Source organism: Streptomyces sp. UNOC14_S4, assembly GCF_020740835.1.
GTDB lineage: Bacteria > Actinomycetota > Actinomycetes > Streptomycetales > Streptomycetaceae > Streptomyces.
Genome location: NZ_JAINFC010000013.1, coordinates 1 through 20,352 on the forward strand (window position 1 = coordinate 1; position 20,352 = coordinate 20,352).

25 protein-coding genes are annotated in these 20,352 nt (G+C 62.1%); 14 read left to right on the plus strand and 11 right to left on the minus strand.

Features of this window, described 5'->3' with window-relative positions:
- Window positions 1-161: 161 nt before the first annotated feature.
- Window positions 162-533 (minus strand): hypothetical protein, encoded by a 372-nt coding sequence (locus K6I34_RS02360; protein WP_229322306.1) that lies wholly within the window; start codon window positions 531-533, stop codon window positions 162-164.
- A gap of 113 nt (window positions 534-646) precedes the next feature.
- Window positions 647-1,186: a hypothetical protein gene (locus tag K6I34_RS02365; protein WP_229322307.1), complete on the minus strand. Its 540-nt coding sequence runs from the start codon at window positions 1,184-1,186 to the stop codon at window positions 647-649.
- On the opposite strand from K6I34_RS02365, the gene K6I34_RS02370 reads away from it, so the two are divergent.
- The gene (locus K6I34_RS02370; RefSeq protein ID WP_229322308.1) at window positions 1,185-1,718 is read left to right on the plus strand and encodes a hypothetical protein; all 534 of its coding nucleotides are present in this window, start codon (window positions 1,185-1,187) and stop codon (window positions 1,716-1,718) included. The two genes, K6I34_RS02365 and K6I34_RS02370, sit on opposite strands and share 2 nt — an antisense overlap.
- A 193-nt stretch (window positions 1,719-1,911) precedes the next feature.
- Here the strand turns inward: K6I34_RS02370 and K6I34_RS02375 are convergent, their stop codons facing one another.
- Entirely contained in the window at window positions 1,912-3,465 is a 1,554-nt protein-coding gene (locus K6I34_RS02375; RefSeq protein WP_229322309.1) for a hypothetical protein, read from the minus strand.
- Window positions 3,466-3,626: 161 nt separating this feature from the next.
- Between K6I34_RS02375 and K6I34_RS02380 the strand changes: the two genes are divergently transcribed.
- A complete protein-coding gene (locus K6I34_RS02380) occupies window positions 3,627-4,265 on the plus strand; it encodes a hypothetical protein (protein WP_229322310.1) in 639 nt (212 codons plus the stop codon).
- A 686-nt stretch (window positions 4,266-4,951) separates the two neighbouring features.
- On the opposite strand, the gene K6I34_RS02385 is transcribed toward K6I34_RS02380, so the two are convergent.
- Both K6I34_RS02385 and K6I34_RS02390 read right to left on the minus strand, forming a co-directional pair.
- Entirely contained in the window at window positions 4,952-5,185 is a 234-nt protein-coding gene (locus tag K6I34_RS02385; protein WP_229322311.1) for a hypothetical protein, read from the minus strand.
- Window positions 5,186-5,219: 34 nt separating this feature from the next.
- On the minus strand, window positions 5,220-5,651 hold the full coding sequence (locus K6I34_RS02390) for a KTSC domain-containing protein (RefSeq protein WP_229322312.1): 432 nt from the start codon (window positions 5,649-5,651) through the stop codon (window positions 5,220-5,222).
- On the opposite strand from K6I34_RS02390, the gene K6I34_RS02395 reads away from it, so the two are divergent.
- The gene (locus tag K6I34_RS02395; RefSeq protein ID WP_229322313.1) at window positions 5,650-5,796 is read left to right on the plus strand and encodes a hypothetical protein; all 147 of its coding nucleotides are present in this window, start codon (window positions 5,650-5,652) and stop codon (window positions 5,794-5,796) included. The two genes, K6I34_RS02390 and K6I34_RS02395, sit on opposite strands and share 2 nt — an antisense overlap.
- On the opposite strand, the gene K6I34_RS02400 is transcribed toward K6I34_RS02395, so the two are convergent.
- The 5 genes from K6I34_RS02400 to K6I34_RS02420 all read right to left on the minus strand — a co-directional run bounded on the left by K6I34_RS02400 (window position 5,784) and on the right by K6I34_RS02420 (window position 8,574).
- Window positions 5,784-6,128, minus strand: a complete 345-nt coding sequence (locus K6I34_RS02400; RefSeq protein WP_229322314.1) for a hypothetical protein — start codon at window positions 6,126-6,128, stop codon at window positions 5,784-5,786. The two genes, K6I34_RS02395 and K6I34_RS02400, sit on opposite strands and share 13 nt — an antisense overlap.
- 17 nt (window positions 6,129-6,145) lie before the next feature.
- Window positions 6,146-6,385 (minus strand): hypothetical protein, encoded by a 240-nt coding sequence (locus K6I34_RS02405; protein ID WP_229322315.1) that lies wholly within the window; start codon window positions 6,383-6,385, stop codon window positions 6,146-6,148.
- Window positions 6,382-7,428: a tyrosine-type recombinase/integrase gene (locus K6I34_RS02410; RefSeq protein ID WP_229322316.1), complete on the minus strand. Its 1,047-nt coding sequence runs from the start codon at window positions 7,426-7,428 to the stop codon at window positions 6,382-6,384. The genes K6I34_RS02405 and K6I34_RS02410 overlap by 4 nt, the downstream gene beginning before the upstream one ends.
- 203 nt (window positions 7,429-7,631) lie before the next feature.
- On the minus strand, window positions 7,632-8,147 hold the full coding sequence (locus K6I34_RS02415; RefSeq protein ID WP_229322317.1) for a hypothetical protein: 516 nt from the start codon (window positions 8,145-8,147) through the stop codon (window positions 7,632-7,634).
- 283 nt (window positions 8,148-8,430) lie between these two features.
- A complete protein-coding gene (locus tag K6I34_RS02420) occupies window positions 8,431-8,574 on the minus strand; it encodes a hypothetical protein (RefSeq protein ID WP_229322318.1) in 144 nt (47 codons plus the stop codon).
- A gap of 575 nt (window positions 8,575-9,149) precedes the next feature.
- On the opposite strand from K6I34_RS02420, the gene K6I34_RS02425 reads away from it, so the two are divergent.
- Window positions 9,150-10,016 (plus strand): helix-turn-helix domain-containing protein, encoded by an 867-nt coding sequence (locus K6I34_RS02425; RefSeq protein ID WP_229322319.1) that lies wholly within the window; start codon window positions 9,150-9,152, stop codon window positions 10,014-10,016.
- Window positions 10,017-10,058: 42 nt separating this feature from the next.
- Window positions 10,059-11,114 (plus strand): 3-oxoacyl-[acyl-carrier-protein] synthase III C-terminal domain-containing protein, encoded by a 1,056-nt coding sequence (locus K6I34_RS02430; RefSeq protein ID WP_229322320.1) that lies wholly within the window; start codon window positions 10,059-10,061, stop codon window positions 11,112-11,114.
- A 778-nt stretch (window positions 11,115-11,892) separates the two neighbouring features.
- On the opposite strand, the gene K6I34_RS02435 is transcribed toward K6I34_RS02430, so the two are convergent.
- Window positions 11,893-12,138: a hypothetical protein gene (locus K6I34_RS02435; protein WP_229322321.1), complete on the minus strand. Its 246-nt coding sequence runs from the start codon at window positions 12,136-12,138 to the stop codon at window positions 11,893-11,895.
- A gap of 2,381 nt (window positions 12,139-14,519) precedes the next feature.
- On the opposite strand from K6I34_RS02435, the gene K6I34_RS02440 reads away from it, so the two are divergent.
- From K6I34_RS02440 to K6I34_RS02480, 9 genes are all read left to right on the plus strand, one after another.
- Window positions 14,520-15,167 (plus strand): hypothetical protein, encoded by a 648-nt coding sequence (locus K6I34_RS02440; RefSeq protein ID WP_229322322.1) that lies wholly within the window; start codon window positions 14,520-14,522, stop codon window positions 15,165-15,167.
- A 2-nt stretch (window positions 15,168-15,169) separates the two neighbouring features.
- On the plus strand, window positions 15,170-15,661 hold the full coding sequence (locus tag K6I34_RS02445; protein ID WP_229322323.1) for a hypothetical protein: 492 nt from the start codon (window positions 15,170-15,172) through the stop codon (window positions 15,659-15,661).
- 80 nt (window positions 15,662-15,741) lie between these two features.
- Entirely contained in the window at window positions 15,742-15,990 is a 249-nt protein-coding gene (locus tag K6I34_RS02450) for a hypothetical protein (protein ID WP_229322324.1), read from the plus strand.
- 125 nt (window positions 15,991-16,115) lie between these two features.
- The gene (locus K6I34_RS02455) at window positions 16,116-16,403 is read left to right on the plus strand and encodes a hypothetical protein (protein ID WP_229322325.1); all 288 of its coding nucleotides are present in this window, start codon (window positions 16,116-16,118) and stop codon (window positions 16,401-16,403) included.
- A 515-nt stretch (window positions 16,404-16,918) separates the two neighbouring features.
- Complete coding sequence (locus K6I34_RS02460; protein ID WP_229322326.1) at window positions 16,919-17,197, plus strand: hypothetical protein; 279 nt, start codon at window positions 16,919-16,921, stop codon at window positions 17,195-17,197.
- Between the two features lie 522 nt (window positions 17,198-17,719).
- Entirely contained in the window at window positions 17,720-18,175 is a 456-nt protein-coding gene (locus K6I34_RS02465; protein ID WP_229322327.1) for a hypothetical protein, read from the plus strand.
- Between the two features lie 37 nt (window positions 18,176-18,212).
- Entirely contained in the window at window positions 18,213-18,539 is a 327-nt protein-coding gene (locus K6I34_RS02470) for a hypothetical protein (protein ID WP_229322328.1), read from the plus strand.
- Between the two features lie 122 nt (window positions 18,540-18,661).
- Entirely contained in the window at window positions 18,662-19,288 is a 627-nt protein-coding gene (locus K6I34_RS02475; RefSeq protein WP_229322329.1) for a hypothetical protein, read from the plus strand.
- 46 nt (window positions 19,289-19,334) lie between these two features.
- Window positions 19,335-20,042 (plus strand): hypothetical protein, encoded by a 708-nt coding sequence (locus K6I34_RS02480; RefSeq protein WP_229322330.1) that lies wholly within the window; start codon window positions 19,335-19,337, stop codon window positions 20,040-20,042.
- The last annotated feature ends 310 nt before the right edge of the window (window positions 20,043-20,352 follow it).

Here is a 20,352-nt window from a genome sequence, read left to right on the forward strand (position 1 = left end):
GCTCTTGACATCCCGCTCAGCCCGCCGCGTCTCCACGACGAACCGGGACCTGCTACCGGGCACTCCGGTGTCTACCCGCACGGGACTCCCACCCGTAAGCCTGGACCAGCTTTCAGGACGCAACATGCACTGATCGTACGGCGGGCAGAGAGCTGCGAAGGCTACTTGTAGCTCCAGTTCCAGTTCGAGCTGTTCAGCCGTGGTACCGGGATCGGCTGGTAGGGCTCGCTGCTCCTGAGAGAGCGCAGGCTCTGCACTGCTCCCCCGCGGCCGGAGGGCACGCTGATGGTGTACTGCCTGCCGCCGGGCATGACCTCCCACACGGAGTAGACGAAAGGCTCGGCGAGCGTCGGCCCGTCGGAGGCGGGCAGGGTGAAGTCGAGCGTCCCGTCCCGGATGGGGATGCGAGCCGTCTGCGGCAGCACGACAAGCCCGGTCTTGGTGTCGGCCATCGGGGAGTTTGCGCGCACGAGGAGACTGGCGCGGTAGGTGTCGGCTGCTGTCCCCCACAGGAACCGCGCCTGGATCTTCACCTGCTCAATGTGCTCGGGGAACGGCGGCGGCTGAGGGACATCGTCACAGCACGGCGGCCTGACCGGGTTCTGGGACGTCCAGCCAGGTATCCACCAAGGATCACATCGGCACGTCACTGAACGACCGCGCGGACCGCCAGGGGCGCCGACCGCCGACCGTCTGCACCTACGGCCACCATGCCGAAAAGGTAGGACGTGGAGCGCACAGCGCTGTTCTTGAATGCCCAGGTGTAGGAAGCGAGTTGGCCGTCGACTTCGACGTACCGGTAGTGCTGGGGCCCTTCAATCTCGCCTTCACGCAGGTCGATGCGATACAGGGCCGGGGCTCCGGCCTCGGGGGTCTTCCAGGAGAGGGTGAACTGAGGGACGCCGCCGTCCACCTTGTACGCCACCGTCAGCGCAGTGGGGCCCATTGGCTTGCCCGTACGGGGCTGCTGGATGGTGTACCCCTCGGTGAGGAACGGGTCGTCCGAGGGGCCGAGCGGGTAGAAGTGGTTTGGCCGCAGCCCAAGCCGGGCGTTGTCCAGCTCAGCCGACAGGGCGGTATTGACCTGTGTCAGCCGGGTGTTCTCTGCCGAGAGACGGCCATTGTCGGCTGTCAGCTGAGCTATCTGCTTCTTGAGGTCTTCCGTCGGATCGGGTGGCGTGGCCATGCGTCCTCCTGATGGTTCATGCGTCATCAGGAATTATCTGGGGAGGCGGCTCAGGAACGGTATCGGGGTCTTCGTTGACCGATCGGTATTCCTTGCGCTCCCAGAGACGTGGCCAGTCACGGTGACGGTGGAGTTTTCCCTTCTCGTCTCGCCGCCATACTTTCCCTCGGACATCCGTGAAATAGACCTCGATGAGAACGGGGAACTGAGGGTCCAGCTGGCCGACATGCCCGATCTCCACTTCTCGCTTACCTCTTGGAGGAACTGCCCCGACGGCAAATCCTGCCGCGTCGGCCTTGCCACCGGGGAGCACATCGACCGCGCCGGGGGCACTGAACCACACACTTACATCGCGTACTGGCAGGTCCGACCCGTTCTCTACAACGATGGAGTGAAAATGGTGGCCAGCCCAATCCCGCTCAGGAGAGCTGGCCACTGCACGGCAATCCTCGACATGGCTGCCTGTCATGGCGCACACCAAGTTCGCGAACTTACGTCGTTCTGCAACGCGGCTCCAGACGAAGGTCGCTAAAGTCGCCAGCGAGCCCAGGGCCGTTACCCAGGCAAGCCATCCGGGAGTAGCTGGCGCGTCGGCCATGAGCCGGTCCGTGGGGCTAATCACGCAGCGCATCGTAGGTCTAACGATCGGCCAGTGTCATCACATCATCGGGTGGTTATAGCTGGGTCACGCTGCCTCCGGACCACATATCTGAACGTACGGTCGATTACGCGGCATGCCACCCGTAGAACGGATTCGTAGCAGTCTGGACTTCCGGCATGGACAGCTCGGCCGACGCCCAGGTAGACAGGGCCAGTGAATCCACGTAGTCGTCATGTGCCCCCACCTCGTCAGGAGCCGCGACAACGATGTTCGGGCCCTCGAAGCGGAGCTCCGCGTCCTCCATCTGCTGCTGGAAGCGCTTCCAGACCTTAAGCCTGCGTGCCTTGGAGTGCCCAGGCCAGCCGATCTTCCCCTGCCTCATCAGCTCCATCAAATGCTTCCAGCGCTGAGACTGGGAGCCGCGGTCCGACTTGCACTCAATGATCTCAATGTCAGGCAGCAGGACCTTGAGACGGCTGGCAACGACGTCACCGACTCCACCGACATCGATGGCGATGGCCCATATCGTGTAGGCGGACAGGAAATCCACGATGCGGTAGTACTGCTCCTCCCATTCCAGGCCAGACAGGTCGAGCCAGTTCAAGATCCGGTGCTCATAGGTGCCGTACTCGTCGGGGTGGTCCCAGTCAACGAACGTCACCGTCACGATCGTGCTGTCCTGCTTGCGCGCGGGGTCGATGCCGACGAGTACAGGCTTGAGGTTGTACGCCTTAACCGTCTGCATCGAGTTGTCACAGAGCCGCTCAAACTTCTCACTCGTGGTCAGCATGCCCTTGTCGAGCATCCAGATAAGCCGGTAGCTCAGCTTGAACTCATCGGAATCCTCACCGATTTTGAGCTTCTCAGCCTCAACATAGATCCCGTAGTCCGGATGGGCTCTAGCGACCTCTCGCCACGTGGCCTCAAAGTGATTCTGACGCGCGCTGCGCTTGGTCTGCTGACGTTTGTTCTGCTGAATGACCTTATAAAATGCGCCCTTGACATAATGAGGGGTGCCCGTGAGGATCATGGTCCCGCGGGTCGAGGCCAGCATTGGCGAGATCGACTTGTTGATCACCCGCTCGTCGGCGACCTGGGCCTCGTCGACCAGGACCACGTGGTAGGTACGACCTTCGATCTGGGCACGGGGGTGACACGTCTGCTTGCGCACCAGGGAGCCGCACTTAGCAAGCTTCAGCTCCTGCGTACGGGCCGAGACCTTGTCGTCGATCTCCGGGTCCTGGAGAAGTTCTTGCGCGCGTTCAGAGGTGAGCCGGGAGACGAAGCGGCCGAAGAGGTTCGAGGCCATGTCTTCTACTGGCGCGAAAGCCCCGACCCACACACCCTCACGGAATCTGCCCATGAGGTTCGGGAATATAGGGGCAAGCCGGGGAAACATGATCATCGCAGCGCTGATCGTATTGACCAACACCTCCGTCTTCCCGGATTGGCGTGCCCAGCACGCTGTGATGGTCTTGGCGTCACCGATGATGAGCGACTCCAGGATGCGCCGCGCCATGGGCGTCTGATACGGGCGCAAGGGATGCCCAGAAAGTTCATCGACAACCAAAAGCATCTTGTCGAGGATCTGATCGACCGTATTCTGACTGAACTCCTCCTGAACGTACTGGGCGACGACATCGTCATCGACGGCAGGCTGCTCGATGACCTCGGGCATGGCTTTTCACCTCGAACCTCTCAGGAATGGTTCGAGGCTAAATTTCGCGCCAGATAACCTGTTATCGCCCAAGTCTCATGCCGTCACATCCAGGTCTGGGCGAGTCGATCACTGGTCAGTAGGGTGAGCCCGGCCAGGTCATCGAGGGTGGGGAGGATGTCGTGGACTTCTTCAGCGCGGCCGGATGGGGGTCAGCCGGGGTCCGGTGGGGCGCCGAGCTGGTGGACGAGTGGCGGGACCGCGACGAGCACGGTGACGCCTGGGTGCAGCAGAAGGTGACGAGATGCCGGGGCTACGCCAACCAGTGCAGCTTGTACACCAAGGGCCACCGTTTCCTGACTGTTGCCTCGGCATTAGGGAGCTTCGGTGGCTTCGTAGCCCTGTTCATCACGATGCTCGCCAAGCCGTCCGGCGACTACGATGAGCACTACAACTGGGTCGAGCCGGACCTGACCGTGCACCATGCCCTGGTCGCCGTCATCTACACCGTGATGCTGGTGTCGCTGCCCCTGTACATCGGCGCAGCGGTACGTACATTCACCAGGCTGATGCAGGCTTGGAACAAGGTGGAGCTGCACAACCAGATGAAGGAGTCCCGCTCTGGCCTGGAGTACGCGGTGCGCACCATGTCCCAGCCCGTCTACTGGATGTACAGCACGATAGGTCGGGCCGTCATGTCCGCGCTTCCGTTTCCGCAGTGGCACACACGGCTCTACCAGGAGGCGATCTACCGCTGCCTGTACCGGGGCATCAACACCAGCGATCTGCCGGGAACGCCATGGCGGCGGAGCGGTGTCTGAGTTCGCCAGGGCAACGAAGAACTGGTCACGAGTCGTCGACCTCCTCACGCCTGTCCGCCAAAACCTGCTGGGCTCCTAGGCGGATAACTGCGCGCCATGTCTTGAAGCCTTCATGGACGAGGGTGCAGGCGAGCGCACCGAGCGCAGTCCAAAAACCGTTTTCCATAGGTGGAGTATCAAGTGAGCAGGCAGGTACTGCCAGGACGGCGGTCCGGCCGCGGTTGCTTCTTAGGCAGCCGTCCGCTCCCCCTGCGTCCTCGCGAAATCCTAGTGCGCTCGCGTATCACCACAGCCCCGTCCTAGGCAGATCACTCAATGAGGCGAACGCGCCGAACAATTGACCGATCTACTCTCTGCGATTAAGCCTCTCAAGAGCTCCAGCGAGGACCACCAGCGCTTGCGTCCCCTGCTCGACAGCCTTCGCGGAAGGGCCTCCTCGCAACTCACGAAGCACCCGGTCCAGTTTGGTGACCTCTGAGTCAGCCCAGTTCAGAACCTGGCCTCGGCCTGACCTGTCCATACGTCGGCGCACACGGTCCCGGAAGTGATGGCCAGGCAGCAACTCCGACAACTGCTTCATCACTCGCATTCGCTCATCAGCCCCAGCATCTCCAGCAGCTCCATCTCCTCGTCGACGTCGGCGGCCTGGCGGGCGACGAGGTCCCGCACCGCCTCACGCTCAGCCATTAGAGGGCTCGGGGGCGCAGGTCGATCGCGCGGAACACGGCAGCCATCGCCGCGTCCTCGCCTGCCAGCGGTGGGCCCCACACGCCGAAGGCTATGGCGTGACGCCCACCGACCCGGACGACGGTGGTCTTCTCGCAGCGCCGGTATGGCTCCGACATTTCCTGGGTCCAGGTCCGGAAGACCATGCGCTGACCGCTGTTGACCCAGGTCCTGCGTACAAAAAGTCTCCTCATGCCCGCGAACCTACGCAGGTGCACAAGAAGACTGTTAGGCGATGCGCCGGTAGGGATAGTTCTTCAGAGTTGAGTTGATGTAACGTCCTTCGCTGCGGGCCTTCTGGACATGCCGCCAGGCATTGACTGGGACGCGGTAGTACTCATAAACAGCACCACCGCGGTCGCCACGGGTGTGCTCGCCCTTCCGGAACATCAGGCGCAGGGTATGAGTGCTGTAGTCATATCCCGCTGCAACCGTTCGCGGCCGGGCCTTGTTCTTGCTGATGGTGTGATCCGGGTATGTATCGAACGGGACCAGCGCGTCCAAGTCGCCGCCGCCGAAGGCGGCCAGGCGCTGCTGTGCCTTCGGGCTGGCGTTTTTGCGCACCTGGTACTGGAGGCGGTCAAGCTGACGCTTCGAGTACTTCCCCGACTGAAGATGCGGCTGCGGGATCGGACGGGGCTTGGGATACTTCTTGGCCATGGGGCTGCTCCTGCTGGTCGACTTCATTCATCGTCTGCTAGAGCAGCTGTGGGACGTTAAGAGCACGAGCAAGAAGGGCCTTCCCTTCGACCTTGGGAAGGCCCTTCTGCTTCTTGGACACCGCCTTGCAGGCTACTTCGGCTGACCCCCCATGGGAGTACTCACGAAGCGTGGACGGCTCTCACGCTCGACGACCTTCAGGCGGTCCAGCACCTTCAAGTGCTCGGCGTATCCACGTCTGACGGCAGCTTCGATCTGTTCCACGGTGCCCAGGCGCTCAACTTCGTCAACTGCCTTCTGGACGACCTTTCCGTACCCCATGGCAGTATCTATGGTGACCTCGAACTTACCGAGTGGGACGTTGAGACGGACGGCCCCAACTTCCTTCCCCTCGATCACGACGGTCCACGTGCCCCACGTCTCCGTCTTGCGAATCTCAATCTCCGACTGCATTACCGCCCCCATCACGTTCCTCAAGCTCGCATCACAGCCTCTCAGGCAGCCATCTTCCCGGACGTCGCTCCAGAGATGCCCGCCTCCCGGTAGTTCGGCCCCTTCATCACCTTGCCGTGCAGCTTCGGATAGATCTCGTCCAGGACGAGCTTGGCTTTGAGCTGATACACCAGCCGAAGCTTGTAGCCGCTCGTGCAGTCGTGCTCCAGCAGGTGGCCTACGCCGTCGACCTCGGCGATGGCCATGGCGACGTACTCCACGTCGGCTTGCGAGTAGGTCATGCGGCCAACTCCTGCACGTGGGCCGTGGGTTGCTTCTGCATCATGCGGGCGACTTCCTCCGTGATGAGCTTGACCAGGTCGTCCTTGCGGATGGTGATCACTTCGTCGGTGTCGCGAACAAAGGAGCGCGCAGGCCGGGCAGGGAACGGCGCCTCCGCCGTGTCGTCCGGGTGCATCAGATGCTTCTCCAGGGCATAGGTCGGCGACGTGCCCAAGGCCCGGCGACCATCGTCATAACCCTGGGTGGTCCGGGGGTCCTTGTGGTGAACCGCCTCCTGGATGTAGGCCATCGGGATGCCCAGGTCACGGGCGAGCGTGATGAACGTACGCCGCCCCTTACGGAAGTTGGCGCGAAACCTGAGGACTCGACGGGCCAGCCTCACGAGCGAGTCGTAGGCACCCTGCCGGGTGAGTCTCTTCCCTGTGCGCGTAGTGAACAGCGGGCCGGAGGTCCTGTCTCCGACCATGGCCAGCAGGGCCATGTGCACCCGGCTGTTCAACGGCGTGATTTCCTGGGTCTCCTCACCCTTGACCGTCGTGCGCAGCACCGGGTACCCATGCTCGTAGGTGAGGTCATGGATGTCCGCGCCCACGATTTCACTGATGCGCTGGCCGGTTTCCAGGATGGTGAGCACGAGCACGTACAGCTGATCGTTACCCCAGCGGTACGCCTCAGCCAGCAGCTGCTCGGCCTCCTCCTTCGTGAAGCCGAGCTGCTTCTTCTTGGAAAGCCTTGCGCGTTGGGTGGCCTCAACGGGGTTGCGCTCGCAGCGAGTTTCCCGAACTGCGTAGATGTAGAAGCTCTTCACAGCGGCGCGGGCGCGGTTCCAGGCGCTGGCGCCGATTCCGTTCTCTCGGAGCAGGGTCCGGAAGGAGTCCACCTCCACCTGCCGGGCGTCCAGTGGGTTGACCTCACGACGGCCGCAGTGCTCGAAGTACCGGCGCACATCCCGGCCGTACTCATCCCGCGTGCGTCCGGTGAGGGACTCAAGCCACTCGTCCTTGGCCTTCTCCGCGTCTAGGTGCGCAACCGTGCTCATCATGCTCCTCTCCCCTGACCAGGGCTGACCGGCCTCTTCACCATCGCCCTAGAGATCCGGGGCTGGTACGTGATCACCCCGGGAGCAACACCATAACAACAGTTCATCAGCAGTCCCAAGAGCAGTTCATAAACAGATTCTCTTTAAGGTTCAGGACATGACGAAGGGGGCCCGCCCCGCAGGACAGGCCCCCTTGCACAGCCGCTTCAGCGCGCCTGCGACACCTGACGCCTCGCCAACACCTTGCCGTAGAGCACCAACGCCTCCGGCGGAAGCGACTCCCCCTCGGGCAGCGTCATGATCATCACTGCCTCCGGGGCCGTGAACCGCTCCGGAGCACAGTTGAGTTCGTCACGGAGGACGCCCAGAACAGCCTTCATGTCGTCCGCACCGCCCTCATGGCGACCCCAGCTCTCATCCCGGTCTTCCAAGAGAGGGCGCAGTCTGCGCCACGCCTCAATGCAGTCGTTCGACGTGCGCCCCCTGCGATGCAAGGGACGATCGTCATTCTCCCTGGCTTCGACGAGCACCTTCACGGCCGCCCCCTCGCCCGGCTCGAAGGCGGCCGGATTGTTTCCCCAGAGCCTCACAAGCCAATCGGCGATGTCGGTTCCCGTCGCCAACACACCCGTGCTGTCACGCCAGAGGATGCCCTTGGTGACCTTCTCAGGTCGGTAGGAATGCCCCAAGAGCTTCTCCAGGTCGCGCTCGAAGGCGAGCACGTGCCTCCCGCACAGCAGCCTTGCATGGTCCCTGCCGTTGATGCACACGGTGAACGGGCGACCCTTTACCTGCGCACCGCATAGCCTTCCATCAGGCAGTTCGTACCTACAGGTCGCACTCATCACCGGTCTCCTAGCAGTCGCCAACACACCTCACAGCTGGCTACAGGCATGCCTGTAGCCATCCCCTCGCGGGTCATATAAGCGACTTTAACAGTTGCTCATCAGTTGCTACCCAGCCGCTCGCAATCCCCAGCCAGAGCCCCACCGACATCGGCGCCAGCTACGCAGCCTCCTGGAGGCGACCGTGGCCACCTCCGGACATGCGGCCGAGCAGGCGTCGTTCCCAGTCGACGGGAACGATGTAGCGCACCTCGCCTGTATTGCGGTTGACCACGAAGGGCACCCCAGTCAGCTCACCGAACACAAAGAGGAGCTTGGCCGCCGCCGACTCTGCGCTCAGCTCTACACACCTTCCGCACTCGCCCCCCGGCCCGCCCTGCACCGCATGCAACTCGGCCGCGCCGTACCACGCCCCCGCGGCAGTTCCCCCATCGGCTCCCGGCAGACACCACATCGCGTAATCCCCTCTACAACCCTGGAGCGGAGCAACCCCTCCAGGCCACAGCATCGAACCTTCGCATAAAAACGACTGGACTAGCGGGTATCCATACGTCCCCCGACCCGCGAGATCGCAGCCTAAGGCAAACCGTCCGGAGTGTCTGCTTAACGGAGAGTCAACACCCCCGACGGGCGCACCCCTCTGGCGTAGGTCACAGCGAGAAACAAGAGAAGAAATGTCCATCAATACGCCCCATGTACCGACCTCAGAGTTCACCCCTCCGGACACAACATCCACCCCCGGACACTCAAAAGGAGTTGACGGCTACATGGAGTGACAGTCAACTACTTGGCAGCACCACTCGATTTTTGAATGCAAAATTGTTCGACCGCGACGACTTCCCAAAATGGAGCCCGTCTGCTATGAGAGGGGATGCTTCAATGGACAAGAGAAAACTGCTGGGAGACCTCCTCCGCGAGCGGCGCTCACGCATCAGCCCTGACAACCTCGGCCTAGAGCGCACGCCCGTCCAAGGCCGCCGCGCCCAGGGGATCACACAGGCCGAGATCGACCAGCTGCTGTACCACTCCAAAGGCACCTACCACCGCCTAGAAAACGGCCGCATGCCCAACCCGTCAATCGACCTGCTGGCAGGCGTCGCCCGCCTCCTACGCCTCACCGAGGTCGAATGGGCCGCCCTGTGCCGCTACGCCGCAGACCGCCACCCCCCCTTCCCTATACGCCCCAATTCGGGGCGAGAAGTACCCGCGGACTGGGCGGACCTCATCGCCAGCGTCCCCTACCCAGCCTGGGTCCACGACCAGTCCTGGAACGTCTTGACCTACAACGACGCCTGGGCCGCCGTACACCCGGGCGGGAAGCCCCCGGCCAATCACATGAGGTGGATACTCCTGGAGGAAGAGGCACAGAGGGTGCTCATCGGTTGGAAAGAGTACTGGGCTCCCCCGGTGCTCACCGAGCTACGCATGGCCGTAGAAGGCACCACAAGAGACGAGACACTCCTCCAGATCGAACGTGAAGTGCGCGCAGACCCCGTCATCGGCCCCATCCACGCCGCCCTCCCCCACGCCTACACCTCCACCAACGGAGACCATCGGCCCCTGCACCACCACCAACTCGGAGACGTCTGGGTCACGCTGCTCGCCTCAGAGATCACCGAGTCCCCCGGCGCTCGTGCCATGTTCCTCCGAGTGCACAAACACCCGCCTCGGGACCAGCGGCCCATGCTGCGAGCTCAACCCCACACAGCCGCCACTGCCAAAATCGAGCAACCTGACATAAATTGACCTCGCCTTTACCTTTAATCACCACGCACCCACGGAACGTCAATGACTCCCACATACATATCCCGCCCCACCATCGCCCTAGCCCCGCACCGCGTCACCACAGACGCCATCGTCGACGACATACGCGCCCACCACCCTGAGCACGACCGGATAAAAAGCATCCCGCGCCACCTCAGCAACACCACCGTGCAGTCGCGCCCACTCAGCCACCCGCTCGACTCCCCCTACACCACAGGCACAGCCCCCGGCCCCGAGCGCACCACCCAGGCCCTCGCCGACGCCGTCGACATGGGCGTCACCGCCGCCCGGCAGACCCTTGCCGCACACGACCTCAACCCTCGCGAGATCGACGCCCTCATCACCTCAAACTCGGTCTCAGGAGGCATACTCCCGGGCCTGGACGTCGCGCTCGTCAACGAGCTTGGGCTCCGCCCAGACATACGGCGTGTGCCCCTGACCACCTACGCCTGTGCAGGCGGCGTCGAGACCTTCATCCAAGCCCACGACCACCTCGCAGCACGTCCTCACGCCAAAATTCTCATCGTCATCAGCGAGCCGCTCACGACAACCTTCCGCCGCAAAAACCCCGAAATCCAGTCCCTCATCTTCAGCGGCCTCTTCGGCGACAGCGCGGGAGCCTGCCTGGTCACCAGCCAGCCCCTCGGCCCATCCCTGCGCATCGACGACACCTGGGAGTACCTCCTCCCTGGCTCCACCCGCGACTACTACCTGGAGAACGATCTGCACGGACCCTTCTTCGACTCGGACGAGGGATCCCTCACCTCCGTGCAGCGCAGCCTCCCCGCTCTCCGAGAGTGGGTAGGCGACTGGCAACCCGACGCTTCGGTCCTGCACACCGGCGGTCCCCGCATCATCGAGACTGTCAGCCACGCCCTGGGCCTCGACGACAAGGCGGCCCGGCACTCCTACGCCAGCCTGGAGGAGTTCGGCAACTTGGGCGGGATCTCCGTCCTCGACGTTTTGTCCCGCACACACACCGAACCGCCCAACGACGGTGACAGTGTCGCCGTCGTTGGCTTCGGCCCCGGCTTCACGATCAATGCCTGCAAGGGACGGTGGTGCGCGGCTTCTTATTGAGCCGGAACTGTGAGGTTGCCAACCGGTAATCTGCTGACCTGCGAAGATGCCCAGTACGGCAGGTAGCTGAACCATTCCGTCTCAATAAAAGCTGACCCGCAGCAGGGGCCTCTGCCCTGCCGTCCCGAAGCCCCCAGGTGCTGGCAGCAACCTGGGGGCTCTCCATCCCCAACAACCCTTCCAGCTCTCCGAGCGGGAACCTCAGTCCTTGGGGATCTCCGGAGCTGGGTGACAGCAGTCACGGCAGTGGGTCTGTCCCGATGGCACGCGGAATACACGCCGTGAGGATCTCCGGATGCCTACCAGCTCCCCGGCTCCGCGCGACGCTCGGCGCGCTCGGCCCGCTTCTTCCGCAGCCACCGAGACTGGCTTGTTCCCTCGGGGCGCTCCCGCTCCCACTGCACTTCCTAGTGTCGCGTGATGCTGTCGGCGTCACCGCCCAGGCTCTCAACACCGCTGGTCAGGCGGCTCTTGGGGGTACGAGCCGAAGTACATGAACAGCATCACGAGACACTAGGCGGCGTCCGCGGCTTGGCACCCGGCTTGCTCGGTGGCGATCCGCGCGTAATCCAGTGCCAGCGCCACCGTCACCAGGACGGCGCTGGCCAGCCTCGGGTCAGCCAGGTCGGAGGCCGCAGCATTGAAAGCAGTGGGAAAAGAGATGGGTGCGGATCCGCTGAAGGGAAGTTGCTGAGCTGGGGGGATGCGGGGGGCTATGCGCGAGGCTGCCCGTCTCTACCCCACACCCGACCAGCAGGACTACGAACTCACCGCTTGATCACGAGCCTGCTGCGGCAGCGATGACCGCCAGACAGTCGACACACCACCCATGCGAGTGGTCCAGATCAAGCGGCACATCGCACATCGGCGACGGCAGCACGATGCCGTACTCGCTGCTGCACGCGATGGCATGGAAAACGCAGTCGCCCACACACTCGTCACACTCGTCGTCCACGGCAGGCAGGTGCAAGATCACCCTGTCCGGCCCACCGAATTCACTCACCCGTTCCGACACTGCGAGCATGACCCTCCTCCTCGGGGTGGAACACTTTCGCCACCAGTTTGCCCACAAGTCGCCAATGTTGGCCATCACTTCAGGAGGACCGCACCCAACTCCGGTGGCCCGCAGAACCTGAGCATCAGAGGCGGAATCTGATCCCCCATCAGACTGATGGCTCATCACATGATGAACCAACGCGCACGCCGAGCCATATCGACCCCCAATCAGCCCCCTTAGCGGACGTCGCGTTGAGTAACATCGCCCATTCCGGCTGATACTGCCCTGCCAGCCAGGCCCCGCGCCGAGAGTGACACCAGGGGGTGCCTTTCACAAGCGCACATTTAAGGGTGGGGGGTGTCACTTTGGGTGACAACTCGCGGGAGAGTGGCACACATCACGCGCCGCCGCGCCGCTGGCACGCATTTCAGAATGTCCACGAATGCCACGTGTGCCAGGTATCGCATATACCAAACACGCGTTTGGACAAAGCTCCCGCCGACGCGAGAGAAGAAAGCTCGCTGCTGTCAAGGGGTGAGCGCTGCGCGTCGCACAGACTGTTGATTGTCAATCAGCAGGGCGTCACGGAAAAAGTCACGGAAAGTACAGGCGAAAGGTGAGCGGCAAAAGGTGCAAAAGGTCGCTCGCAGCTTCCTGATACTGCGTCAGATTTCGGGGCACCTCGTGGGGCCACACCCTGACTAACGAACCGTCAGACACCACGGGGAGTTGCTACACACGCAGCGTAGGTAACAGGGAGCATGGGCAGGCACGGCGCGGGGGTGCCTCAGTGTCTCTCTCTGCCTATATGGGAGTAGGGGTGTGGGCACTCCCCCGTTGCCCCCGAAAAACCTTTCAAGGGCACGCAGCGTAGCCACGGCGGGGAGTCATTGAAGCACGTACCGAGGTAGACCAATCACGGTGAGCTGTAGCGACACGGCTACAGCATGCAATGGCAGCAAAACCTGACAGAGCATCAGACAGAAGCTGACAGGGCATCACCTCTCCCCCGCATCGCAGCGCCGCGCAGTCACCACGACACCCCCATGAGTGGCAGGCCACGTAGGGGCATACAGCCACCCAACCCCCAACCGTCGGGGCATCGCTGGGCGCCACGGCCGGAGGGGGTTCACGGGGGCGCACACGGGCCCATAGCGCTCGCTGGCGAACCGGGGTGACGGGCGCGCCCACGCGCACCGCCTCACCGCCCCCACAGGCCACACTGCCGCAGCACTCGACCGGGCCGACGCTGGCAAGCCTTTGCCTAGCTGTGACCCCGGGGAGCAACTCGTGCCCGAGACATCACGCGAGCGCTCGTGGTCGCCTCAGGGGGCGCCCGGGGAGCCGTCGACGCTCCCCTACTGCTGGGCATCGTCGCTGATCACAGCCCAGTTTGTTCACTCGTATTGCCAATCCAGGTGTCATAGCCCTAGATTGTGGTCATGCCGAACGGCACGGAGCGCAAGCAACCGACCGGGAAGCACGGGAAGTGCAGGGCAAGGCACCGAAGTAGGGCGCGCGAAGCACCCGAAGGAGTCAAGCCATCAACTTCCCGAAGCGGAAAACTCACTCGTATTGCTAATACGAGTGAGACAGGCTAGAGTCGAACCACACCGACCGGGAACGGCGGGACTGGCCATCACGGCAGGCTCACCGGGAATGGGTGGTGCGGCACAGAGGAGAGACACGCGGGCAACGACGACTCGCGATAGCGCCTCGGAACACGTCCGTGAGCGCATGAACCTGGAAGGAGTGCGCTGCAATTCGAGGGCGCATGATTTCCGCCCGGGAGTTCTCGCCCCGGTTACAAAGCTCTGCCGTGACGCTGTGAAGCGTTCACATGTGGGGCGCGCGCACCTTAAGTACGAACGCTGTGAAGCGTTACGCAACTGGGGAAACCAATGGAGGTATGCGCGAATAGAAAATGCTGATCCGTGCGGCGTTAGTTCTGTGACGTCAAGCGGGAAAGCGGACACCGAACACTGTATGTCCATGCGTGTTGTAGTCGCGTGGGACAGTCGCTAGGTGGTGCGCGTAAAGGAGGGAACTCCAGCGCGTTTTGCCTCTTGCCCGATACTGAACCCGTATGGGTGTTATCAGAACCGTTCTCGCACCACGAAGAGGATGGCGACGGATTAGCTAGGCGACAAGTTCAAGGGGCGCAGTGTGTCTAGCAAGCAGACTGTACCTAACCGCCGGGACGGATGACGAATCGGCGAACTTTTGCCTATGGCGCGCGTCATGCGCCGTTGAGCGGCAGTCTCCGGAGTGCGCGCGGAAACCGATGGGTTTCTACGCACTGCTTGGATTCCCAGGCTCTCACAGCATGGCGCGCGCCGTAAGGTCTCTCACATTGACCATAGGCGCCAAATACCAACGGCACCCACGATCAGAAAGGGGGTACGACGATGTCGAGAAAGCCGTTATTCGCGGGTCTTTCTACCGATGATCCTAAGTCGTCGGAGATCTATAGCGAGACGTTTAAGCAGCAACAGCGGCAGGAAAGCGCGAATGCGCACTTGAAAACTCCGTTGACTCCGCCGTCGCACCGTCCGCGCCATACTGCCGACGCGGGAGGGCCGGAGCAAGTATTCATTCCCTTGGTGACTACGCGCTCCAGCAAGTACGGCATTCGCGAGTCCACAGGTACACCCTCCGTTCCCGCAGGTCTCCGCAAGAGCGACAGCGAGTCCACGCCGTCACGTCTCAAGGCACGCGCACGTAAGCGGCGTGCGGGGGACAAGGCGCGCTACAAGGATGCCGAAAAGATCATTTACAACGGTCATTTTGGCATGACGGCTCGGAGGTCCATGACGCGCGAGGAACATGCAGACTTGGCGGCTCGTTCCCTCGCACAGGCCGTTGTCACGCAGATATCCCGCGAGAATGAGCGGGTTAAGAATGCCGCATGTCACCGCGCAGAAGCGAAGCGACGTCTCAATGACGCGATAGGCCGTGAACGGGATGCGCTCGCACGTGGTGACAAGAACGCCGCAGAAATGGCGCGTGCTGATGTTCGCAGATTCCGTAAGGAAAGTCAGTACAGGGAGGTGTAAGAGTGGCATTATCCAAGGCTCAAGAGCTTGCCATCGCTCAGGTGCGGGGAGAACAGCGTCACGCTGGGCGTAAGGCTTTGCGTGCGATTTCGGAAAAGAATGTTGCGGAAAAGCGAGCGCGTCTGGCCCGGGAGGGCAAGGCGCGCCGTGCGGCCGAACTCCGGAGGCATGCGCCTGCTGTCCTCGGGGAGCGTGTGACGTCGGTCGAGGCCCCGGTGACGTTCAAGACGGGTCCGCGCAATCCGCGCCGCGTGGTGCGCGAGGTGCCCTCGGTTGTACTGGCAGATGTCAAGGTGTCTGCCCCGGTGCCGACGACCGTGACAGCAGCGGAGATCCCGGCGGAACTCCGGAAACACGTCGGTCGGCTCAAGGAACGTGGGGAGCTGAAGAACTGGGCGGAGATCGGCCAGTTCTCGTGCAGTGGGGGACAGTGCATGGCATACGTCCGGCTACGCGGGGCTTCACCCCGTTACGGAGTCGTGCATACACACTGAGCTAATGCGAGAAAATCCGGTGGGAGATGCAGGGGTGCGGGCATTTGCTCGTGCCCCTCTTTTGTTTCGAGGGGGTTCTTATGTACATGACGCTGAAGCGCGCGGCGGCGCGGCGGTCGATGGCTGTTGATATGCCGGAGTTTATAAGGTTGGTTCGCCGGACCGATGCCCTATTGGCTCTGAACGCAAGTCACCGCTGGCAGATGACGGATTCCGGTTACCGCATGGCGGTGGCTGGCTTGCATGAGCGGCGACGTGCCTTGCGGCAGAATCTTGTGGACTACATGCAGCCGCCGGTGTTCGTTGGAAAGGGCTGGCCTTCCTCATAGGGGCGGAGAGTGCAGACGCTCAAATGATTTTCGTCCGGCCCGTGATTTTTGGAGTGTAGCGGTTCGAATCCGCGGCCGGGCACGCAGTCCGATCCATCACAGAGGTGAGAGGGTACGACATGTCCGTGGACGACCGCATCAGCATCACAATCACTGGTCACGGCGACTATCAGACGAGGGCTGGAGCCCTGGACCTCATGATCTGCACATATCTTCCTGCCAGCGTGGACCAGCTCCGCCAGAAGATCGTCGAAATGACGGGGGAAGGGTGCGAAGGGCACGAGTCCCTTGACGGCACAATCGGCAATGTCGTCTTCTGCGACGGCTCATGCGTTGCGGCATACCGAAACTTGAAAACGTTCACTGAGTGCCTGATGGTCCTGGCTGAGCTTAACGGCCACGCCACCAACTAGCAGAGGCCGGACGGGCGGCCCTTGTGGCTGTCCGTCCCCCAAGTCGAGTCGCACGGGCAACAGGGTCCGTCGGCTGGATACGGGAGGGGAACGATGAAGCGTCGCATGGTCTTCGCTTTTACGGACAAGGACGGTTTCACCTGGCTCGGGGACTGCCCGAGATGGGCGGCGAAAGCTCGGAAGACCGGTCGCTACGTCGAAAGCCGAGTGGCTGTTTACGGGAAAGGTCAGTGGCGCTGTGGCTGCCAGGACGGTTTGAGCTGCTAGATCAAATGGTCGGGCAGGTGTTTGCGCATCTGCCCTCCAAATCGAGCCATGCGGGCGTCAGGTCCGATGGCTGGATGCGGGGAGGGATCGTTTGTCGAAACAGCTTGGTGCCGCTCAGTAATCGCCGGGGTAATCGCCGCTGAGTTGCGCAGTGAGCCTGTCACCGGATGAGTCCGGCACCGCTGTCGTGGGCGGAGGCAGGTGCTCGCTCCCTCGAAATCCGGGGTTGAGCAGAAAGGGGCTATTTAATGGCGTTGAGTCTGGCTGCGCTGAAGCGGTGCGTGAAGTCTGGTCAGCGTGTCGACGTAGTGAACTATCTGTATCCACATCTGTCAGGCCCGCGGACCGTGGACCAGGTACAGAGCAGGGGTATCAAGACCTGCATCGGTGGCCAGGAGAAGCCCATATGGATCGCTTGGCCCAAGGCGCCGCTGTCTCGAATCGAAGGTACGACGCTGCATTGGCTCGATGAGGAAAACAAGGCGCGCATCCTTTTCAGCTTCACCTTTCAGTTCACCGCAGAGTAGGAGGCATCAGAAATGCGCATGACCTCGCAGACAATTGCAATGAATCTTCGGTACCACTTGTACGCCAGCGAGGAGGGGGCAAAGTATTGGGCTTATCCGTATGGGACCGTGCACTCCAAGGCTGTCTTGGCGGAGAGGAACGCGAAGCGCACAGGGCTATTCGGGATGGGCTGCTCGCGAAGTGGCAGAACGTAGACCCGGAGGGCTTCCAGCTCTGGCAGGCCGCAACGGAAGCCCTGCACCAGGGGGACGATTCCAAAGTTGCCGACGGCTGGTCGGCCATGATTCTGGCGGAGGATGGGTTCAAGATCGTTGATCCGTGCAAGTACTGCAAGTCCTGCCGCTAGGTACGACAGACACGCAAGAGCCAAGCTGGGCGTGGGCCAACGGGGTCCGCGCCCTTTTTCATGCCTAGAAGCTGAATCAGTAGAGGGTCATGCATCAGGTCAGTTGAAGTCTGGTGCGTGGCTCTCATCTGTTAGCAGAAGGCTGACGGATGGCAGCTCAAATTGGGAGGGGAAAGTGAGCAACCCAAACTTTCAGACCTGTTGGAGTGAAGCTACTCCGGGTGAGACCCACGGCACCTGGTCAGGCGACAAGACCGCCTGCCATCTGTCGGTGATCGAAGCCAAGCCAGAACACGAGTCGAAGCTCTCTGACGTGACCTGTGCTCTATGTGGCGCTGAGCTGCTCTTTGACTTGGAAGGCGCCCGTAAGGCGGCTCGGGAATTTGTCCGCTCACATCCTGCCGCGGTCAAGTTGGATGAGGCCGCTATCTATTCCTTCGGGGGCGACCTGGCAGAAAAGGCGGCTGGCGTGGCGTGGGAGATCCAACGAAAGTACGGTAGTTGGAACTCTAATCATGCCTTCTCCGAGTTCATGGCCGGAGGCGGTTGGATGACCGAGAAGACCCCTGAAGCCCGTCTCATCGGGCTCACGGCGATAGCGGTACTGGAATTCCTTGCTGCCGCCGAGTAGCAGTCCTGACACAACCAGGCCACTCGAAGGAGCCGGAATGCGCAAGGGCGCCAGCACCCACACGCTCTCAGACGGGACCACGATCCGGGTTCGCACCATCAAGGGAATCGTTGGTACGGAGTACCGGGAGATTCCAAGCCGTAAGCGTAAGGCAGGTTCGCTACTCCGTATCGACAACAAGATGTTCGCTTTGTTCGGGCCGGAAAAGATGCTGGTTCCCATCCAGCATCCGGATTACGCGTATGCCGCGACTGATGCCGCAGGGGCGCGCAAAGCCTTGGCGTTCTTCGTGGAAGCCGCTGAGGGTTGCATCAAGCACGCTAACGAAGAGGGGATTCCTGTCGAGGAGTGCTACGGCGAATGAACAACCGAAGAATCTGAGCCCTCAGCCCCGTGTGGAGATGGTGACCGGTTCGAATCCGGCGCGGGGCGCCTGTCTGGGTACGACATGTGCCTGGCCCGATTCCGTTCCAGGGAGGGATAGCTATGGGCGCGCGAGCACGCCGCATCAAGCGAATTCGAGAAGTTCTGCCGATCGTTGTGGAGCTGGAAGATTACACCCAGCAGGTGTATGCCGACGACCTTTTCACGACGGAAGAAGGCCGTGACGCGTCTCCCTTGTGGCTTGCCACTCCGTTTTCTCACACCCGAGATTCTGGACTGCTTGAGGAGTGCAACTGGAAAGTCGTGACCGAGAGTCTGTCGAAGTTCTCGGACACCGTCCAGGAGATGCGCTTCGGTCACTGGGGATGGGGCTGGTCTGAACGCATCTACGTCCGCAAGGATGACGCGCTCGCACTCCGCGATATTCAGCAGTTCATCGACGCTCTCAGCGACTACCCCGTGCTTGACGATGAGCGGCTGTCCCGCATGGAGACAGAAGAGCTGAATGACTACATCCGATCGCAGGTGGACGACGACCTGGTGGACCCCGTCCGGCAGCAGCTGCGTGAGCGCCACGATGTGATCAGGGCGGAAGACGTCGATCAGGACATGATCAAGGACGTGCTGGGCTCCGTTCCCCATGCCTACGACCAGTGGGATACCGAGGTGGACGAGTGCGAGGCGTGTGGGCAGCCGCGAGCAGCGGAGTGCCGCGTCGTCAGTTTGTGAATCCCCCATCCATGCCATTCGACCAACTACACAAGGAGAGCTTCTGATGGCCACGCTGTACATGGACTTTGGCGCCCGCGTTTCGCACCAGTCGGCTGATCAGGTAGCTGAGGAGGTTCTGTCCTGGCTCGATGGAGGGCCGGTCATCTCCGATCAGTGCGCGCAGACCATCGCGTCCAACTGGCAGTCGCCGGGGTGGGCAGGCATCAACTTTGCGACACTGTCGACCTCGGGCAAGGTTTCCATGGACCTAGTGGCCGACTGCGAGCGCGTGTTGGAGGATCACGATCCCGAGACTTGCCCCGCGGAAACTGAGTACGGGCAGAATTGTGACGAAGACTTGCCCGCACTGATCGCGTACGTCGAGCACGTTAAGAAGTCTGGGCCTGAGGATCCTGCCCGCTGCCTGTGCTGCGGCCAGGATGTTATGTCCGTGTGGCTGTGCGATGGGTGCACCCATGACTACCCAGGCGATGAGGATGAGTGCAACAGGTCCACGAGCTGGCATTGTTTCACTGGCCACTGCGATGGCTCCGGTTGCACGTACCCGGGTGAGTGCGAAGAGACCGATGACACGTTCCGCGAGTACTACGCGTTCGACCGAGTCAAGATCTCCGATGATTCACACACGGCGCCGGGCCTGAGCGGGACAGTCACCGTTGGTCGCTCCGAGGGTGGTGTGGTGATCGTCAAGCCGGATGGCTGGGAGCACACGATCGAACTCATCCCGATATATCTGTCGCCGGACGAATGAGGCTCAGCCCTGTGTGGAGATGGTGACCGGTTCGAATCCGGCGCGGGGCGCCCGGCTAGGTACGACATGTGACGCGACTTCAGGGCGTCCGCTTAGTGCCGAGCGCATTTGGTTGGTCCCCGACTGGATAGGCGGGGGCCTTTTTCATGCCCGCTTAGGGCAATGCCAAAGAGAGGACTGGATATGTCCATCAACCGAGTAGGGCCACACTACAGCTCGTATCACAGCGCACACGGAATTAGATGTATCCCGTTCTGCAACCGGAAGGCCACTCATTGGGAATGCAGCAAGCGCTACGGAGAAGAGTGCT

Coding starts and splice junctions, on each gene's coding strand:
- K6I34_RS02425 (WP_229322319.1), top strand. CDS start 9,150: ATGGACAAGAGAAAACTGCTGGGAGACCTCCTCCGCGAGCGGCGCTCA.
- K6I34_RS02480 (WP_229322330.1), top strand. CDS start 19,335: ATGGCCACGCTGTACATGGACTTTGGCGCCCGCGTTTCGCACCAGTCG.
- K6I34_RS02435 (WP_229322321.1), bottom strand. CDS start 12,138: ATGCTCGCAGTGTCGGAACGGGTGAGTGAATTCGGTGGGCCGGACAGG.
- K6I34_RS02375 (WP_229322309.1), bottom strand. CDS start 3,465: ATGCCCGAGGTCATCGAGCAGCCTGCCGTCGATGACGATGTCGTCGCC.
- K6I34_RS02390 (WP_229322312.1), bottom strand. CDS start 5,651: ATGGCCAAGAAGTATCCCAAGCCCCGTCCGATCCCGCAGCCGCATCTT.
- K6I34_RS02430 (WP_229322320.1), top strand. CDS start 10,059: ATGACTCCCACATACATATCCCGCCCCACCATCGCCCTAGCCCCGCAC.
- K6I34_RS02450 (WP_229322324.1), top strand. CDS start 15,742: ATGTACATGACGCTGAAGCGCGCGGCGGCGCGGCGGTCGATGGCTGTT.
- K6I34_RS02370 (WP_229322308.1), top strand. CDS start 1,185: ATGCGTCCTCCTGATGGTTCATGCGTCATCAGGAATTATCTGGGGAGG.
- K6I34_RS02440 (WP_229322322.1), top strand. CDS start 14,520: ATGTCGAGAAAGCCGTTATTCGCGGGTCTTTCTACCGATGATCCTAAG.
- K6I34_RS02395 (WP_229322313.1), top strand. CDS start 5,650: ATGGGGCTGCTCCTGCTGGTCGACTTCATTCATCGTCTGCTAGAGCAG.
- K6I34_RS02365 (WP_229322307.1), bottom strand. CDS start 1,186: ATGGCCACGCCACCCGATCCGACGGAAGACCTCAAGAAGCAGATAGCT.
- K6I34_RS02460 (WP_229322326.1), top strand. CDS start 16,919: ATGGCGTTGAGTCTGGCTGCGCTGAAGCGGTGCGTGAAGTCTGGTCAG.
- K6I34_RS02405 (WP_229322315.1), bottom strand. CDS start 6,385: ATGACCTACTCGCAAGCCGACGTGGAGTACGTCGCCATGGCCATCGCC.
- K6I34_RS02410 (WP_229322316.1), bottom strand. CDS start 7,428: ATGATGAGCACGGTTGCGCACCTAGACGCGGAGAAGGCCAAGGACGAG.
- K6I34_RS02475 (WP_229322329.1), top strand. CDS start 18,662: ATGGGCGCGCGAGCACGCCGCATCAAGCGAATTCGAGAAGTTCTGCCG.
- K6I34_RS02470 (WP_229322328.1), top strand. CDS start 18,213: ATGCGCAAGGGCGCCAGCACCCACACGCTCTCAGACGGGACCACGATC.
- K6I34_RS02385 (WP_229322311.1), bottom strand. CDS start 5,185: ATGAGGAGACTTTTTGTACGCAGGACCTGGGTCAACAGCGGTCAGCGC.